This window comes from Pseudomonas sp., assembly GCF_017744435.1.
Taxonomy (GTDB): domain Bacteria; phylum Pseudomonadota; class Gammaproteobacteria; order Pseudomonadales; family Pseudomonadaceae; genus Aquipseudomonas.
This window is the reverse complement of sequence record NZ_JAGIBG010000026.1, coordinates 23,477-40,450: the sequence shown is the minus strand read 5'-3', so window position 1 is coordinate 40,450 and position 16,974 is coordinate 23,477. Positions and strand designations below refer to the sequence as shown.

14 protein-coding genes are annotated in these 16,974 nt (G+C 63.2%); 11 read left to right on the top strand and 3 right to left on the bottom strand.

What is annotated here, in order from left to right; genetic code table 11:
• Positions 1-7 precede the first annotated feature (7 nt).
• Positions 8-454: a ribonuclease HI gene (gene rnhA, locus J7573_RS17585; RefSeq protein WP_054884018.1), complete on the bottom strand. Its 447-nt coding sequence runs from the start codon at positions 452-454 to the stop codon at positions 8-10.
• A 13-nt stretch (positions 455-467) separates the two neighbouring features.
• The gene (locus J7573_RS17580) at positions 468-1,241 is read right to left on the bottom strand and encodes a methyltransferase domain-containing protein (RefSeq protein WP_294337905.1); all 774 of its coding nucleotides are present in this window, start codon (positions 1,239-1,241) and stop codon (positions 468-470) included.
• 85 nt (positions 1,242-1,326) lie between these two features.
• On the opposite strand from J7573_RS17580, the gene gloB reads away from it, so the two are divergent.
• The 10 genes from gloB (at position 1,327) to cqsA (ending at position 13,379) form a co-directional block, all read left to right on the top strand.
• Positions 1,327-2,106 (top strand): hydroxyacylglutathione hydrolase, encoded by a 780-nt coding sequence (gene gloB / locus J7573_RS17575; protein ID WP_294337902.1) that lies wholly within the window; start codon positions 1,327-1,329, stop codon positions 2,104-2,106.
• 100 nt (positions 2,107-2,206) lie between these two features.
• Positions 2,207-3,631, top strand: a complete 1,425-nt coding sequence (locus tag J7573_RS17570; protein WP_294337900.1) for a lytic transglycosylase domain-containing protein — start codon at positions 2,207-2,209, stop codon at positions 3,629-3,631.
• Positions 3,632-3,809: 178 nt separating this feature from the next.
• Positions 3,810-5,582: an extracellular solute-binding protein gene (locus tag J7573_RS17565; protein WP_294338075.1), complete on the top strand. Its 1,773-nt coding sequence runs from the start codon at positions 3,810-3,812 to the stop codon at positions 5,580-5,582.
• Positions 5,579-7,405 carry an extracellular solute-binding protein gene (locus tag J7573_RS17560; RefSeq protein WP_294337898.1) on the top strand — a complete coding sequence of 609 codons (1,827 nt, stop codon included), beginning with the start codon at positions 5,579-5,581 and terminating at the stop codon, positions 7,403-7,405. The genes J7573_RS17565 and J7573_RS17560 overlap by 4 nt, the downstream gene beginning before the upstream one ends.
• A 1-nt stretch (position 7,406) precedes the next feature.
• Entirely contained in the window at positions 7,407-8,480 is a 1,074-nt protein-coding gene (locus J7573_RS17555; protein ID WP_294337897.1) for a microcin C ABC transporter permease YejB, read from the top strand.
• A gap of 1 nt (position 8,481) precedes the next feature.
• Complete coding sequence (locus J7573_RS17550; RefSeq protein ID WP_294337895.1) at positions 8,482-9,501, top strand: ABC transporter permease; 1,020 nt, start codon at positions 8,482-8,484, stop codon at positions 9,499-9,501.
• 1 nt (position 9,502) lies between these two features.
• Positions 9,503-11,104 carry an ABC transporter ATP-binding protein gene (locus J7573_RS17545; RefSeq protein ID WP_294337894.1) on the top strand — a complete coding sequence of 534 codons (1,602 nt, stop codon included), beginning with the start codon at positions 9,503-9,505 and terminating at the stop codon, positions 11,102-11,104.
• Between the two features lie 314 nt (positions 11,105-11,418).
• The gene (locus tag J7573_RS17540; protein WP_294337892.1) at positions 11,419-11,661 is read left to right on the top strand and encodes a hypothetical protein; all 243 of its coding nucleotides are present in this window, start codon (positions 11,419-11,421) and stop codon (positions 11,659-11,661) included.
• 138 nt (positions 11,662-11,799) lie between these two features.
• Positions 11,800-12,063, top strand: a complete 264-nt coding sequence (locus J7573_RS17535; RefSeq protein ID WP_294337890.1) for a DUF3077 domain-containing protein — start codon at positions 11,800-11,802, stop codon at positions 12,061-12,063.
• 89 nt (positions 12,064-12,152) lie between these two features.
• A complete protein-coding gene (gene cqsA, locus J7573_RS17530) occupies positions 12,153-13,379 on the top strand; it encodes an alpha-hydroxyketone-type quorum-sensing autoinducer synthase (protein WP_294337887.1) in 1,227 nt (408 codons plus the stop codon).
• Positions 13,380-13,455: 76 nt separating this feature from the next.
• Here cqsA and J7573_RS17525 read toward each other — a convergent pair whose 3' ends face one another.
• A complete protein-coding gene (locus J7573_RS17525) occupies positions 13,456-13,851 on the bottom strand; it encodes a GFA family protein (RefSeq protein WP_294337885.1) in 396 nt (131 codons plus the stop codon).
• A 187-nt stretch (positions 13,852-14,038) separates the two neighbouring features.
• Between J7573_RS17525 and J7573_RS17520 the strand changes: the two genes are divergently transcribed.
• Positions 14,039-16,969 carry an aminotransferase gene (locus J7573_RS17520; protein WP_294337883.1) on the top strand — a complete coding sequence of 977 codons (2,931 nt, stop codon included), beginning with the start codon at positions 14,039-14,041 and terminating at the stop codon, positions 16,967-16,969.
• The last annotated feature ends 5 nt before the right edge of the window (positions 16,970-16,974 follow it).

Genomic DNA, 16,974 nt, shown 5'->3' with positions numbered 1-16,974 from the left:
CCGCAGCTCAACGCTTGGCGCGCACTTCCTCGACGCCGCGGTTGGCCAGCTGGTCGGCGCGTTCGTTGCCGGGGTGGCCGATGTGCCCGCGCACCCACTTCCAGGTGACCTTGTGGCGGTTGACCTGCTCGTCGAGCAGTTGCCACAGGTCGGCGTTCTTCACCGGCTCCTTGGCCGCGGTCTTCCAGCCGCGCTTCTTCCAGTTGGCCATCCACTCGTTGATGCCCTTCATCACGTACTGCGAGTCGGTGGTCAGTACCACTTCGCATTCACGCTTGAGCGCCATCAGCCCCTGGATCGCGGCCATCAGTTCCATGCGGTTGTTGGTGGTTTCGCGCTCGCCACCCCACAGTTCCTTCTCGACGCCCTTGAAGACCAGCAGGACGCCCCAGCCGCCCGGGCCGGGGTTGCCCTTGCAGGCGCCATCGGTATACATCTCGACGCTATCGCTCATGTACCACTCATGTTCAGTGCTTTTCGGTATCCGGGTTGGCGGCGCTGCGGTTGACCTTGGCCAGCGGCAGCGGCAACAGCTTGCCCATCGGCTCGCGGCGCACCTGGCGCAACGGCCGCAGGCCGACCACCATCTTGCGCGCCACCAGCAGGTAGACCCCGCCGCCGGCACTCTGCCAGCCGCCCGCCATCCGTTCCCAGCCTGCCAGGCGTTGCTGCCAGGCCGGCGAAGTGAGCGGCGGACGATAGCACCCGAAGCGGCGTTTCTCCAGCGCGAAGCCCAGCAGGTTGAGCCAGTCGCCGACCCGTGACGGCGAGATGCAGCGCGCCTTGCGCAGGGCACCATGGCTGAAGAAATGGCGCATGCCCCAGCCGCTCCAGGGGTTGATGCCGACGATCAGCAGGTGCCCGCCCGGGCGCACCGCGCTGGCGGCCTCGCGCAACAGGCCATGGGGCGACAGGCTGAAGTCCAGGCCATGCTGCAGCACGACTACATCGGCGGCGTGCTCGCTCAAAGGCCAGGCCTGCTCCTCGCAGACGATCTCCACCCCCGGCAGCGGTGCACCAAGGCGCACATTACGCTGCACCTGAGGCGCGCTGGGCGGCGTCTCGGCACAGGGGCCATAGTGCACGAGGTAGCCACCGAAGAAGCGCCCGAGCTCTTCTTCCAGCAGTTTTTCCTCTTCCTTCAACATCAGCTGGCCGAGTGGGCCGTTGAACCACTCTCGGGCCAGGCTGATCAGTTCGACCCATTCCGGGTCGGCCTGAGCAAAGGCTTGGTCGGTCATTGCGCTCTCCCTCGAAGGTTCTCGCTCCGCGCCATCGCGGCTAAGATGCCCTCATGTGCCACGCCTGGCGATACGGATCCGCACCATGATACAGATCGACGCTCTTCCCGCTTTCTCCGACAACTACATCTGGTTGTTACAGGATACTGCCAAACGCCGTTGCGCGGTGGTCGACCCCGGCGATGCCGGCCCGGTGGAGGCCTGGTTGGCCGCCAACCCCGGCTGGGCGCTGGACACCATCATGGTGACCCACCACCACCATGACCATGTCGGCGGTGTCGAACGCCTCAAGCAAAAGACCGGTGCCCGCGTCTGCGGCCCGGCCCGCGAGCAGATCCCGGGCCGCGACCTGGCACTGGACGAGGGTGACCAGGTCAGCGTGCTGGGCGTGACCTTCCAGGTTCTCGCCGTGCCGGGCCATACCCTCGGGCATATCGCCTACTTCAGCGACCAGCCGGCAACACCGCTGCTGTTCTGCGGCGACACCCTGTTCGCCGCTGGCTGCGGGCGCATGTTCGAAGGCACGCCGGAACAGATGCAGCCTGCCCTCGCCCGACTGGCAGCACTGCCGGCGCAGACCGAAGTCTATTGCACCCACGAATACACCTTGAGCAACCTGCGCTTCGCCAAGGCCGTGGAGCCCACCAACCCGCACGTTCTGCAGCGGTTCGAAGACGTTACCCGGTTGCGCGCCGAAAATCGCATCACCTTGCCATCAACGATCGGTCTCGAGCGCCTGACCAACCCCTTCCTGCGTACCGCTGAAACATTAGTTAAACAAAAAGCAGACGAATGGAAGGGACATTCAAACGACTCGCAGGTCACTGTTTTTGCTGCTTTGAGGTCTTGGAAGGACACCTTCTGATAACCTCAAGATATATCGCAGAGGGTTCACAACGGTTGACCCAGGCGGGAGCGGTTTCTAGAATCGCCGAAATTTTTCGCCCGGAAACCTGTGTCAGCCGATGTCTTCCCGTAGCCGCAGAACCGCTCATTCAGTCGCCCTGACGCGCCTGGCCCAAATCAGTGCGCTGGCGCTGGCCGCCACCCTGGTGGGCTGCCAGAGTACCCGTCAGCTCGACGAAGCCGACAGCGTTCGCGCGCACAACTACCAGGCACGGATCAAGCACAAGCCCTCGCCACTGGCGGTCAAACCGGCCGAACCACCGCAGGACGTGTGGGAGCGCATGCGTCAGGGCTTCGCCCTGCAGGACAACATCGACGTCAACCCGCGCATCGAGCAGCAGCGCCTGTGGTTCGCCAGCAACCCGACGTTCCTCGAGAGCGCCGGCGAGCGCGGCAGCCTCTACCTGCACTACATTGTCGAGCGCCTCGAAGAGCGCGACATGCCGCTGGAGCTCGCTCTACTGCCGGCGATCGAGAGCGCCTACAACCCAATGGCCTACTCGCGCGCCAGTGCGGCAGGCATGTGGCAGTTCATGCCGGCCACCGGTCGCCACTTCAACCTGCGCCAGACCAACTTCTACGATGGCCGTCGCGACATCACCGCGTCGACCAACGCCGCACTGGACTACCTGACCCGCCTGCACGACATGTTCAACGGCGACTGGCTGCTGGCCCTGGCGGCCTACAACGCGGGCGAAGGCACCGTCAGCCGTGCCATCGAGCGCAACGAGAAGCTCGGCCTGCCCACCGATTACTGGAACCTGCCACTGCCGCAGGAAACCCGTGACTACGTGCCCAAGCTGCTGGCACTGTCGCAAGTGGTGTCCACGCCTGAAGCCTACGGTGTGAACCTTACGCCGATCGCCAACGAGCCCTACTTCGAAGCGGTGGCCATCAACGACCGCCTCGACCTGTCGCGGGTCGCCGCCTTCGCCAACATCGACGAAGACGAACTGATCCAGCTCAACCCGGCTTTCAAGAAGCGCATGACCGTGGATGGCCCCAAGCAGCTGCTGGTGCCGACTGCCAAGGCGCAACTGCTCAGCGACAGCCTGTCCAACCTCAAGCCCGAGCAGTTGGTCAGCCTGCAGCCGAACAAGGCCGTGTTTGCCGCCGCCGTGGCCGAAGCCAAGGCGCCTGCTGCGCGCAGCTACCGGGTCAAGCGTGGCGACAGCCTGAGCAGCATCGCCAAGGCCAACCGGGTTGCGGTCAAGGACCTCCAGCGCTGGAACAAACTGCCGGGCAACCGCGTCAAGGCTGGCCAGGTCCTGGCCCTGCGCGGCGGCAGCGCGCCGAGCGCCGCAGGCAATCGGGTGGCCGACTCCGGGCAACGCTCCACCCAGTACAAGGTGCGCAAGGGTGATTCCCTCTATCTTGTAGCCAAACGTTTCAACGTTGAGATGCAGCACCTCAAGCGCTGGAACCCGCGCAGTGGGCATGCGCTCAAGCCAGGCCAGACGCTGACCGTCTATCTGTCGCACTGATACACGACGAAGGGCCGCTATGCGGCCCTTAGCAATCCCCTAGACCCCACTCTTTTTCCATACCCGGCAAGCTGTTACTGTACCCCGACCAAAGCCCAACGCCTCTGGATCGGATGCCGACTTGATACGTCCCCTCCTGCTGTCACTCAGCCTGGCCTTGAGCTTCCCCGCCGTCGCGATGGTGAGCGAAAGCCACGGATACGCGCAGTTCGGCACGCTCAAGTACCCAGCCACATTCACCCACTTCGACTGGGTCAACCCGCAAGCGCCCAAGGGTGGTACCTTGCGGGCCATGGCATTCGGCACCTTCGATACGCTAAACCCCTACACCTTCAAGGGCACCAGCCCGGTCACCACGCCGAACTTCCTGCAGTATGGCGTCAGCGAGCTGAACGAAACGCTGATGGTCGGTACCGGCCAGTACGACCCGTCCGGTGACGAGCCCACTTCCAGCTATGGCCTGATCGCCCGCTCGGTGGAGTACAGCGAAGACCGCAGCTGGGTGGTGTTCAACCTGCGCCCGGAAGCCCGCTGGCATGACGGCGCGCCGATCACCGCCGCCGACGTGGCGTTCTCGTACCGCACCCTGCTCAAGCAAGGCCACCCGATCTACCGCACCAACCTGCAAGAGGTACAGCGCGTCGACATCCTCGGCCCGCTGCGCATCCGCTTCGTCTTCAAGCGCGCCGGCAACCCACTGCTGATCCTGCGCCTGGGCGAAATGCCGGTATTGCCCAAGCACTACTGGCAAAAACGCGACTTCGAGGCCACCACCTTCGAACCGCCGCTGGGCAGTGGGCCGTATCGCATTACCCAGGTGGAACCTGGCCGGCGCCTGGTGTTCGAGCGGGTGAAGAACTACTGGGGCAAGGACCTGGCGGTGAACCGCGGCAAGTATAATTTCAACCGCGTCGAGTACGAGTTCTACCGCGATGCCACCGTGGCCTTCGAAGCGTTCAAGGCGGGTGAGTTCGACATCTATATCGAGCACCAGGCGAAAAACTGGGCCAACGGTTACAACTTCCCGGCCGTGCGCCGTGGCGAGGTGATCAAGGCGCAGATCCCGCACCAGATCCCTACCCAGACCCAGGGCCTGTTCATGAACAGTCGCCGGGCCACCTTCAGCGACCCGCGGGTGCGCCAGGCGCTAGGGCTGATGCTCGACTTCGAGTGGACCAACCGTGCGCTGTTCAGCAGCGCCTACCGCCGTGCGACCAGCTACTACCCCAACAGCGAGTTCGCCGCCAGCGGCGTGCCCACCGGCAAGGAATGGCTGCTGCTGGCGCCGTTCCGCGACCAGCTGCCCGACAAGCTGTTCACCCAGCCCTACCAGGTCAGCCACACCGACGGGCGTGGCATTGGCCGCCAGACTTTGCGCCAGGCCCTGGGTCTGCTCAACCAGGCCGGCTGGAAGCTCGACGGCCAGCGCCTGGTCAACGCCAAGGGCCAACCGCTGCGCATGGAGCTGTTGCTGGTGAACCCGAGCCTCGAACGCATCCTGCAACCTTATGTCGAAAACCTGGCCAGCATCGGCATCGACGCGCGCTTGCGCACCGTGGACCGTGCCCAGTACAAACAACGCCTGGACCAGTTCGATTTCGACATGATCCTGATGACCCTGAACCAGACCTTGAGCCCGGGCCTCGAACAGTGGCTGTACTTCCATTCCAGCCAGGCCTCGACCAAGGGCAGCAAGAACTATGCTGGGGTCAAGGACCCGGTGGTCGACCACCTGCTCGACACCCTGCTGGCCGCGCGCACCCGCGACGACCAGGTCGCCGCCGCCCGCGCCCTGGACCGCGTGCTTTCATGGCAGTACTACATGATCCCCAACTGGTACCTCGACAATCACCGCCTGGCCTACCGCAACCGGTTCGCCTTCGTCACCACGCCGCCCTACACCCTCGGGCTGAACAGCTGGTGGATAAAGCCTTCGGAGAAAGCCCAATGAAGCCGACGCTACGCCTGGCCTGCAGCCTGCTGTGCGCCTGCCTGAGCCTGCCCGCGCTGGCCGCGCCGCAACACGCGCTGACCCTGTACGACGAGCCGCCGAAATACCCGGCTGACTTCAAGCACTTCGACTACGTCAACCCCGACGCGCCCAAGGGCGGCACCTTCCGCCAGTCCAGCTTCGGTGGTTTCGACAGCCTCAACCCGTTCATCAGCAAGGGCGTGTCGGCCGATAACGTCAGCATCATCTACGACACCCTGATGCGCCAGAGCCTGGATGAGCCGTTCACCGAGTACGGCCTGGTGGCTGGCAAGATCGAAAAGGCCCCGGACAACAGCTGGGTGCGCTTCTACCTGCGCCCCGAGGCACGCTTCCACGATGGCCATCCGATGCGCGCCGAGGACGTGGTGTTCACCTTCAACGCCCTGATCAAGGACGGCGCACCGCTGTACCGCCAGTACTACGGCGACGTCGCCGAGGTAATCGCCGAAGACCCGCTGCGAGTGCTGTTCAAGTTCAAGCACAACAACAACCGCGAGCTGCCGCTGATCCTCGGCCAACTGCCGGTGCTGCCCAAGCACTGGTACGAAAACCGCGAATTCAACCGCGGCAACCTGGAAATCCCCCTGGGCAGCGGCCCGTACAAGGTTGCCGAGGTCAAGGCTGGCCGGACCATCCGCTACGAGCGGGTCAAGGACTACTGGGCCAAGGACCTGCCGATCAACCGCGGCTTCTACAACTTCGACGCCATGACCTTCGATTCCTACCGCGACACCGCCGTCGCCCTGGAAGCCTTGAAGGCCGGTGCATTCGACTACGCGCTGGAAATCAGCGCGAAAAACTGGGCTACCGCCTACAACGTGCCAGCCGTCCGCGAAGGCCGCCTGATCAAGGAAGAGCTGCCCAACGGCAACCCCACAGGGATGCAGGGCTTCGTCTTCAACATCCGTCGCCCGCTGTTCCAGGACGTGCGCGTGCGCGAGGCGCTGAGCCAGTTGCTGGACTACGAGTGGACCAACAAGCAGCTGTTCAACGGCGCCTACACCCGCACCGGCAGCTACTTCGAGAACTCGGAAATGGCCGCCCGCGGGCTGCCCAGCGCCAATGAACTGAAGATCCTCGAACCGCTGCGCGGCAAGGTGCCCGAGCAGGCCTTCAGCGAGGCCTTCCACAACCCGGTCAGCGATGGCAGCGGCATGATCCGCGAGCAACAGCGCAAGGCCTACAAGCTGCTGCAGGAAGCCGGCTGGAAGATCGTCGACGACAAGATGGTCGACGCCCAGGGCAAGCCGGTGGTGATCGAGTTCCTGCTCGCACAGACCGAGTTCGAGCGCATCCTGCTGCCGTTCAAGCGCAACCTCGCCGACCTGGGCATCGACCTCAACATCCGCCGCGTCGATGTCTCGCAGTACATCACCCGCCTGCGCTCGCGCGACTACGACATGATCGTCGGCGGCTTCTCCCAGTCCAACTCGCCTGGCAACGAACAACGCGAGTACTGGAGCAGCACCTCCGCCGACAACCCCGGCAGCCGCAACTTCATCGGCCTGCGCGACCCGGCCATCGACCAGTTGGTGGAAGAGCTGATCAATGCCGACTCGCGCCAGAGCCTGATCGACCATTGCCGTGCGCTGGACCGCGTGCTGCTGTGGGGCTACTACGTGATCCCCAACTGGCACATCAAGACCTGGCGCGTGGCCTACTGGAACCACATCGGCCATCCCAAGGTATCGCCGAAGTATGACGTCGGCATCGACACCTGGTGGATCAAGCCCAACGTGACCCCAGCGGTCACCGAAGCCCCTGCAGACGAGGCCAACTGACATGCTGGCCTACATCCTGCGCCGCCTGCTGCTGATCATCCCGACCCTGTTCGGTATCCTCATCATCAACTTCATCATCGTCCAGGCCGCCCCCGGTGGCCCGGTGGAACAGATGATCGCCAAGCTCGAAGGCTTCGAGGGCGCCACCAGCCGCATCGCCGGCGGCGGCGCCGAAGTTTCGGTGGCCGGTTCCAGCTACCGCGGCGCCCAGGGCCTGGACCCGGCGCTGATCGCCGAGATCGAGCACATGTACGGCTTCGACAAGTCGGCGCCCGAACGCCTGTGGATCATGGTCAAGAACTACGCCACGCTGGACTTCGGCAACAGCTTCTTCCGCGACGCCAAGGTCATCGACCTGATCGCCGAGAAGATGCCGGTGTCGATCTCGCTGGGGCTGTGGAGCACGCTGATCATGTACCTGGTGTCGATCCCGCTGGGCATCGCCAAGGCCGTGCGCCACGGCAGCCACTTCGACGTCTGGACCAGCTCGGCGATCATTGTCGGCTACGCCATCCCGGCGTTCCTGTTCGCCATCCTGCTGATCGTGCTGTTCGCCGGTGGCAGTTACTTCGACTGGTTCCCGCTGCGCGGCCTGACCTCGAACAACTTCGACGAGCTGTCCACCACGGGCAAGGTGCTCGACTACTTCTGGCACCTGGTGCTGCCGATCACCGCGCTGGTGATCGGCAACTTCGCCACCATGACCCTGCTGACCAAGAACAGCTTCCTCGACGAGATCAACAAACAGTACGTGGTCACCGCCAAGGCCAAGGGCCTGAGCCGGCCGCGCGTGCTGTACGGGCATGTGTTCCGCAATGCCATGCTGCTGGTGATCGCCGGCTTCCCGTCGGCGTTCATCGGCATCTTCTTCACCGGCTCCCTGCTGATCGAGGTGATCTTCAGCCTCGATGGCCTGGGCCTGATGAGTTTCGAAGCGGCCATCAACCGCGACTACCCGGTGGTCTTCGGCACCCTGTTCATCTTCACCCTGCTCGGGCTGGTGGTGAAGCTGATCGGCGACCTGACCTACACCCTGGTCGATCCACGCATCGACTTTGCCAGCCGGGAGCACTGACATGGCCCTGTCCCCCCTCAATCGCCGGCGCTTCGAGCGCTTCAAGGCCAACCGCCGAGGCTGGTGGTCGCTGTGGCTGTTCCTGATCCTGTTCGGCCTGAGCCTGGGCGCCGAACTGATCGCCAACGACAAACCGATTGCCGTGCACTACGACGGCTCGTGGTACTTCCCGGCATTCAAGCGCTACCCGGAAACCACCTTCGGCGGCGAATTCCCGCTGGAGGCCAACTACAAGAGCCCGTATATCCGCGACCTGCTGGAGAAGAAAGACAGCTTGGTGGTCTGGGCGCCGATCCCGTTCAGCTACCAGAGCATCAACTACGACCTGCGCGTACCGGCCCCGGCGCCACCCTCGGCGGACAACTGGCTGGGTACCGACGACCAGGGCCGCGACGTGCTGGCGCGGGTGATCTACGGCTTCCGTGTGTCGGTGCTGTTCGCCATCACCCTGACCGTGCTCAGCTCCATCATCGGCGTCATCGCCGGCGCCCTGCAGGGCTTCTACGGCGGCTGGGTCGACCTGGCCGGGCAGCGCTTCCTGGAAATCTGGTCCGGCCTGCCGGTGCTGTACCTGCTGATCATCCTCGCCAGCTTCGTGCAGCCCAACTTCTGGTGGTTGCTGGGCATCATGCTGCTGTTCTCGTGGATGAGCCTGGTGGACGTGGTGCGCGCCGAGTTCCTGCGCGGGCGCAACCTCGAATACGTGCGCGCGGCCCGTGCCCTGGGCATGCGCAATGGCGCGATCATGTACCGGCACATCCTGCCCAATGCCATGATTTCGACCATGACCTTCATGCCGTTCATCCTCACCGGTGCCATCGGCACCCTGACCGCGCTGGACTTCCTCGGCTTCGGCCTGCCCGCCGGCGCGCCGTCGCTGGGCGAGCTGGTGGCGCAAGGCAAGTCCAACCTGCAAGCCCCGTGGCTGGGCATCAGCGCCTTCGCCGTGCTGGCGATCATGCTGAGCCTGCTGGTGTTCATCGGCGAATCCGCCCGCGATGCCTTCGACCCGAGGAAGTGAAATGAGCGAACAGAACCTGATCGAAGTGCGCGACCTGGCGGTGGAGTTTGTCACCGGCGAGCAGGTCAACCGGGTGGTCGATGGCATCAGCTTCGACATCCGCAAGGGCGAGACCTTGGCCCTGGTCGGCGAAAGCGGTTCGGGCAAATCCGTTACCGCGCACTCGATCCTGCGCCTGCTGCCCTACCCCCTGGCCCGCCACCCCAGCGGCAGCATCCGCTATGAAGGCAAGGACATGCTGCAGCAGAACGAGAAGACCCTGCAACGTATTCGCGGCAACCGTATCGCGATGATCTTCCAGGAGCCGATGACCTCGCTGAACCCGCTGCACTGCATCGAGAAGCAGATCAACGAAATCCTCCTGCTGCACAAGGGCCTGACCGGCAAGGAAGCCACAGCGCGCACACTGGAACTGCTGGAATTGGTCGGCATCCCCGAACCGCGCAAGCGCCTGAAGGCGCTGCCTCACGAGCTCTCCGGCGGCCAACGCCAGCGAGTGATGATCGCCATGGCCCTGGCCAACGAGCCGGAGCTGTTGATCGCGGATGAGCCGACCACGGCGCTGGATGTAACCGTGCAATTGAAGATCCTCGACCTGCTGAAAAAGCTGCAGGCGAAGTTAGGCATGGCCCTGCTGCTGATCAGCCACGACCTCAACCTGGTACGCCGCATCGCCCACCGCGTGTGCGTGATGCAGCGCGGGCAGATCGTCGAACAAGCCGAGTGCACCACGCTGTTCAGTGCCCCGCAGCATCACTACACGCAGATGCTGATCAACGCCGAGCCCAGCGGGTTGCCAGCGCATAACCCGGTGGGGGCGCCGTTGCTGGAGGTGAATGACCTGAAGGTCTGGTTCCCGATCAAGAAGGGGCTGCTGCGCAAGACGGTTGACCACGTGAAGGCGGTGGACGGGATCAACTTCAGCCTGCCCCAGGGGCAGACGCTGGGGATTGTCGGCGAATCCGGGTCGGGCAAGTCGACACTGGGGCTGGCGATTCTGCGGTTGATCTCCAGCCAGGGCGGGATTCGCTTTCATGGCCAGCAGCTCGAAGGGATGAACCAGAAGGCAGTGCGCCCGCTGCGGCGGGAAATGCAGGTGGTGTTCCAGGACCCCTTTGGCAGCCTGAGCCCGCGCATGTGTGTGGCGGATATCGTTGGCGAGGGGCTGCGGATTCACAAGATCGGCACGCCAGAGGAACAGGAAGCCGCAATCGTTGCGGCGCTGGAGGAAGTGGGGTTGGACCCGCGCACCCGCCATCGCTACCCCCATGAGTTTTCCGGTGGCCAGCGCCAGCGGATCGCCATTGCCCGGGCACTGGTGTTGAAGCCGGCACTGATCCTGCTGGATGAGCCGACCTCGGCGCTGGACCGCACGGTGCAGCGGCAGGTGGTGGAGTTGCTGCGGAACCTGCAGGCCAAGTACAACCTGACGTACCTGTTCATCAGCCATGACTTGGCGGTGGTGAAAGCGCTGAGCCATCAGTTGATGGTGATCAAGCATGGGCATGTGGTGGAGCAAGGGGATGCGCGGGAGATCTTCCATGCGCCGCAACATGTTTATACGAAACAATTGTTGGAAGCGGCGTTTCTGGGGGACGCTTGAAGCATTCAGAATCAGATTTAACCGCTGGTTTGTAGTCCATTTCCCAAAGATACTCCCAGCGCATGTTTTCCGTTGCGGCTATGTGGGGCTAGCCCTAGTCTCGGCTGGTCGCTGAACCTCAGCGATACAGCTTTGACAGGCTGTGACGGTTCTATCACGCAGACGGTCTCCACTCTATGGCGGCTGTACGTGTGGGCACGCTTGCGTGCGCCGGAACTTTTGCGTGATTAACCGCCGGTCTGTCAACCCACGTACAGCTGCCACCCTTCTGTTTGACAGCAGACAGGTGGTGGCCTCGATAACGGTTAATTACGATGCTGAAGATAGTCCCCGATCCACCTCACGATATTCATTCCCTTGAAGACACCCTGATCCAGGCCACCGACTACGCGCTGTGTGCGACGACCGTGGTGCATCAGGCATTGCTGCTGCAGCCCAAGTCACCGGCGTCGATTTTGATGATGGCCTCGATGCATGAGATGGAGGCGCTGCGGGCATTGCTCGAATCCGCTTTGATCCAGGTGCAGATGCCCACTGGGCATCGGACTTTGCACTAAGGCTCAGGTGATGTCCTGGCTGGTCTGGCCTCTTCGCGGGCACGCCCGCTCCCACAGGGAATCGCGTATCCCCGTGGGAGCGGGCGTGCCCGCGAAGAGGCCAGACCAGGCAATAGAGATTTCAGGGAGATTTACACAATGACCACAGACAACCCCCAATGCACTGTCGGCAAGACCACCTTCTTCCAAGGTGAAAACCAGACCCACCCACTGTTCCGCATCGAACCCGGCATTCCTTGCCAGGATGCCCGCGAACAGGCCTCGGAACTCATGGGCTATGTGCGGGAACTGACCATCCTTGGCCTGATGGACGAGAAACCGATGATGATCTGGGCTTCACACTATCTAAGCGCAATGGCCAAGGCGCTGATGGATGATGCCGAGCTGGGTATGAGGCATTGAGCCTGCTGTTCCATAGATCAGGCAGGTTAATCGCCTTAAGTGTGCAGCCCCTGGCATTTCTACCAGTTTCGGAGCTGAGCAGATCGTAATTGAATGGCATCACGTTCAAAATTGCGAGACGCACCATGGCCGTTACTGAGCATGGACTTGATGTGATGCTTCCAGCGTTCATCGAAGAACGCATGGAGCGGTTCAATCAAAAACGTTACAAAGACACTTGGGGAGGCCGCCATCTTCTACATGGCGCCGCCCCGTCGGCCAGCAGTATCCGGCTTTCCAGCAATGACTACCTGTGCCTCTCTTCCGAACTTTCGCTACTGAAATCCCAAGCGAAAGCCATGATCAACGCACCCAAGCAGGTGCTGATGTCACCCGTATTTCATGACGAGAACAGTGCTACACGTACCCTGGAAAGGGCGCTGGCCCGGTACATGGGCACGGCTGACGGAATTCTCTGTCAGTCTGGCTGGGCCGCGAACACTGGGCTTATGCAGGCAATCGCCAGTGCGCACATACCCGTCTATCTCGATCATATGGCACACATGTCACTGTGGTACGGTGCCCAGGCAGTGCGGGCACCCGTCTACTCATTCCGCCATAACGATGCTGCCCACCTTGAGGCGCAGATTCACTCCAAAGGCCCAGGCATCATTGCGGTTGATGCAATCTACAGTACCAACGGGGACCTTTGTCAGCTCCGGGACATCACCACTGTCGCTAGGCAAACACAGAGCGCGCTCGTGGTCGACGAGTCTCATTCACTAGGGGTTTACGGCAAGGGTGGAGCAACCGTTACCCAAACTCTAGGTCTGGAGGACAGTGTTCATTTCATCACTGTCAGCCTGGCCAAGGCCTTCGCAGGCCGCGCCGGGCTTATTGGTTGTCCAAATGGCGTGCGTGATTACTTCATGATGGCCTCTTATCCGACCTGTTTCAGCTCCAGCCTACTTGATCACGAGTTAGTGTGGTTAGAGCAGGCGCTGAATTTCATTACTGCATCGGAGTCACGCCGAGAGCACCTGCGTGATATGAGTAAACGCGTACGACAACAACTCCATGGTGCAGGACTGCCGGTGAGTAACATCGGCGAACAGATTATTGCGCTCGAAGCCGGCGATGAAACTCAGACCATGCAGCTTCGCGACGCACTGGAGAGCCATGACGTATATGGGTCGGTATTCTGTTCACCTGCCACGCCATTACGACATGCCTTGATTCGCTTCTCGATGAACAGCAGCATTTCTCTTGAGCAAGCCGAGCGTATTGTGAAAGGAGCCCTTGCGGCGTATTCAAAGGTTCGAGGCAAGCAAACATGATTTCACTTGCTGTTATCCAACTGGCCGGCCGCTCATGCGTCTCGAACACATCCCCGCGCGCAGGGCGCACTCAAATTCACAGGCGTTGAAGCGCTGATGGAGTGCACCAGAGCAGCACATCACCCGTGTGAACATGTTTCTGCTTAATGGGCGTGAACGCCGTATCCAGTGTTCCCAACGCGATGGAAACCCAATCTGAATACTCGCCTGATGAACGAGACCAGAACAAACTGGACCCACAACGCGAACAAAACTCGCGCCGCACTGCCTCGGAAGAGGCATAGCCGCTGACTAACTCTGCACCACTCAGCATCCGCATCGACTCCCGCGGCACGCTGCCATAACTGGCAAACGCCGCCCCGTGCCCTTTCCGGCATTGGCTACAGTGGCAATGGCTCACCGCCTTCGGCGCGGTCAGCAACTCATAGCGTACGCCGCCACACAGGCAGCTCCCCTGATAATGCTCCGTCATGGGTCAGTCCATCCCAGGAAAACCAGCGAGCTTAACCTTGTCCCCACAACTTCGGAATACGCGGCGCCGTGACCGGAGCTCCGGGCGGCTCTAGTCATCAGAAATTCTGATCACGATCGTCTTTCATCATCAGCCAGATCGGGAATAGATTCTCTCCAGTCAACTCCCAGCAACAACGGTAGAGCCCATGTCCAGCCAACAACAAAAGCCCGCCTCCCCTGCCCTCGATACGCTGATCCAGCGTTCCGGCCTGCCCAGCCCCTCTCTCAGCGAAGCCCAGGCCCATGCGCTGCTGCAGGCGCACTTCGGCCTGGATGGCGACCTGACGGCGCTGGGCAGCCAGCAGGACTTGAACTTCCGCGTGGACGCAGCGCAAGGGCGCTTCGTGCTCAAGGCCTGCCATGGCAGCTACGCCGAAGTCGAACTGCAGGCGCAGCACGCCGCCCTGGCCTACCTGCGCGAGCAGGGCCTGCCAGTGCCTGCCGTGCAAGCTGCGCAAAGTGGCGAAAACCTGCTGGCAGTGGACATCGACGGGCAGCCCCTGCGGGTACGCCTGCTCGACTACATCGACGGCCAGTCACTGACCCGCCTCAAGCACATGCCGCCACGCCTGATGGCTGAACTGGGCAGGTTGTGCGCACGGCTCGACCAGGCCTTGGTCGACTTCGACCACCCAGGCTTGGAGCGCACCCTGCAATGGGACCCGCAACATGCCCAGGCGCTGATCGAGCACCTGCTGCCAATGCTGCAGGATGCCGGACAACGCACCCGCATCGAGCAGGCCACGCGTGTGGCCAGCGAGCGCCTGGTACCCTTGGCGCAGCGGCTGCCGACCCAGGCCGTGCACCTGGACATCACCGACGACAACACCGTGTGGGCCCGGGACGACCAGCGCCAATGGCAACTGCAGGGTGTGATCGACTTCGGCGACCTGTCGCGTACCTGGCGCATCGCCGACCTGTCGGTGACCTGCGCAGCGCTGCTGCACCATGCCGAGGGCGACCCGCTACGCATCCTGCCGGCGGTCAGCGCCTACCAGGCCCTCAACCCGCTGACCGAGGCCGAGCTGCGTGCCTTGTGGCCGTTGGTGCTGAACCGTGCGGCGGTGCTGGTACTGAGCAGCGCGCAGCAATTGGCCGTGGACCCGGACAACCAGTACACCCGCGACAACGTCGCCCATGAATGGGAAATCTTCGATACCGCCACGGCCGTGCCGTTCGCCTTGATGGAGGCGGCCATTCTGCAGGCGGCCGGCCTGCCAGCCGACGCAGCCGATTTGACTGACTGTGCGCCGCTGCTCCCCGAGTTGGTGGGGCAGCCGGTCAAGCGAGTCGACCTTGGCGTGCTCAGTGTGCATTGTGAGGCCAGCAACTGGGAACAAGCAGGCTTCGACCAGCACCTGCTGAGCTCGCAACCTGCACCGGCCTGTAGCCTTCACGGCCAGTATCGCCTGTCGCAAACCCACATAGACCGCCCCGAAGAGCCTGCCACCTGCGCGCTGGGCGTTGAGCTGCATGTGCCCAACGGCAGCCTGGTTCAGGCGCCCGAAGCGGGCATCTGGCAACGTCACGGCGACGGTCGTGGTTGCCTGCGCACGCCACACTGGGCCTTGTGGTTGCAAGGCCTGGAAGAGGCCCCGGCGGATGGCCAGGCCGTGGCGAAAGGGCAATCCCTGGGTAGCAGCTGCGGCTTCCTCAGTGTCCAGCTGTGCCTCGACACCCACATCCAGCCACCGTTCTTCGCCACCCCGTCGCAAGCTGACGCCTGGCTGACCCTGTGCCCGTCGCCTGCCGTGCTGCTGGGCTTCGATTGCGACGCCGAACCGTTGCCCGACCCGCAGGCTCTGCTGGCCCGTCGCGACGCCAGCTTCGCCCGCTCACAGAAGCACTACTACGCGCAGCCACCGCAGATCGAACGCGGCTGGCGCAACTACCTGATCGACCTGCAGGGTCGCTCTTACCTGGACATGCTCAACAACGTCGCCGTGCTGGGCCACGGCCACCCGCGCATGGTCGCCGAATCGGCGCGCCAGTGGTCGCTGCTCAACACCAACTCGCGCTTCCATTACGCTGCCATCACCGAGTTCTCCGAGCGCCTGCTCGACCTCGCGCCCGAGGGCTTCGACCGGGTATTCATGGTCAACAGCGGCACCGAGGCCAACGACCTGGCGATCCGCCTGGCCTGGGCCTACAGCGGTGGCCGCGACCTGCTCAGTGTGCTGGAGGCCTACCACGGCTGGTCGGTGGCCACCGATGCCATTTCCACCTCGATCGCCGACAACCCGCAGGCCCTGGAAACCCGCCCCGACTGGGTGCACCCGGTGGAGGCACCGAACACCTTCCGCGGCCGCTTCCGCGGTGCCGACACGGCGGCCGACTACCTGCGCGACGTCGACACCAAGCTGGCCGACCTCGATGCCCGTGGCCGCCAGCTGGCCGGCATCATCTGCGAGCCGGTGTACGGCAATGCCGGGGGCATTTCGCTGCCGGCCGGTTACCTGCGCGACGCCTATGCCAAGGTCCGGGCCCGGGGCGGTGTGTGCATCGCCGACGAAGTGCAGGTCGGCTACGGCCGCCTGGGCGAGTACTTCTGGGGCTTCGAGGAACAAGGCGTAGTGCCCGATATCATCACCATGGCCAAGGGCATGGGCAACGGCCAGCCGCTGGGTGTGGTGATCACCCGCCGCGAGATCGCCGAGGCACTGGAGGCCGAGGGTTACTTCTTCTCCTCGGCCGGCGGCAGCCCGGTCAGCTGCCGCATCGGCATGGCGGTACTGGACGTGATGCAGGAGGAAGGCCTGTGGGACAACGCCCGCGACACCGGGCGCTATTTCAAGGCGCGCCTGCAGGCACTGGTCGACAAGCACCCGCTGGCCGGCGCGGCGCATGGTTCGGGCTTCTACCTGGGGCTGGAGCTGGTGCGCAACCGTGAAACCCTGGAGCCGGCCACCGAGGAAACCATGCTGCTGTGCGACCGCCTGCGCGAACTGGGGATCTTCATGCAGCCGACCGGCGACTACCTGAACATCCTCAAGATCAAGCCGCCGATGTGCACTACCCGGGCGAGCGTCGACTACTTCGTCGACAGCATCGACCGGGTGCTTGGCGAAGGCCTGTAAGGGGG

Bases quoted from the DNA above. Each gene is read 5' to 3' on its own strand.
- rnhA (WP_054884018.1), bottom strand. From the start codon at position 454: ATGAGCGATAGCGTCGAGATGTATACCGATGGCGCCTGCAAGGGCAAC.
- J7573_RS17580 (WP_294337905.1), bottom strand. From the start codon at position 1,241: ATGACCGACCAAGCCTTTGCTCAGGCCGACCCGGAATGGGTCGAACTG.
- gloB (WP_294337902.1), top strand. From the start codon at position 1,327: ATGATACAGATCGACGCTCTTCCCGCTTTCTCCGACAACTACATCTGG.
- J7573_RS17570 (WP_294337900.1), top strand. From the start codon at position 2,207: ATGTCTTCCCGTAGCCGCAGAACCGCTCATTCAGTCGCCCTGACGCGC.
- J7573_RS17565 (WP_294338075.1), top strand. From the start codon at position 3,810: ATGGTGAGCGAAAGCCACGGATACGCGCAGTTCGGCACGCTCAAGTAC.
- J7573_RS17560 (WP_294337898.1), top strand. From the start codon at position 5,579: ATGAAGCCGACGCTACGCCTGGCCTGCAGCCTGCTGTGCGCCTGCCTG.
- J7573_RS17555 (WP_294337897.1), top strand. From the start codon at position 7,407: ATGCTGGCCTACATCCTGCGCCGCCTGCTGCTGATCATCCCGACCCTG.
- J7573_RS17550 (WP_294337895.1), top strand. From the start codon at position 8,482: ATGGCCCTGTCCCCCCTCAATCGCCGGCGCTTCGAGCGCTTCAAGGCC.
- J7573_RS17545 (WP_294337894.1), top strand. From the start codon at position 9,503: ATGAGCGAACAGAACCTGATCGAAGTGCGCGACCTGGCGGTGGAGTTT.
- J7573_RS17540 (WP_294337892.1), top strand. From the start codon at position 11,419: ATGCTGAAGATAGTCCCCGATCCACCTCACGATATTCATTCCCTTGAA.
- J7573_RS17535 (WP_294337890.1), top strand. From the start codon at position 11,800: ATGACCACAGACAACCCCCAATGCACTGTCGGCAAGACCACCTTCTTC.
- J7573_RS17525 (WP_294337885.1), bottom strand. From the start codon at position 13,851: ATGACGGAGCATTATCAGGGGAGCTGCCTGTGTGGCGGCGTACGCTAT.
- J7573_RS17520 (WP_294337883.1), top strand. From the start codon at position 14,039: ATGTCCAGCCAACAACAAAAGCCCGCCTCCCCTGCCCTCGATACGCTG.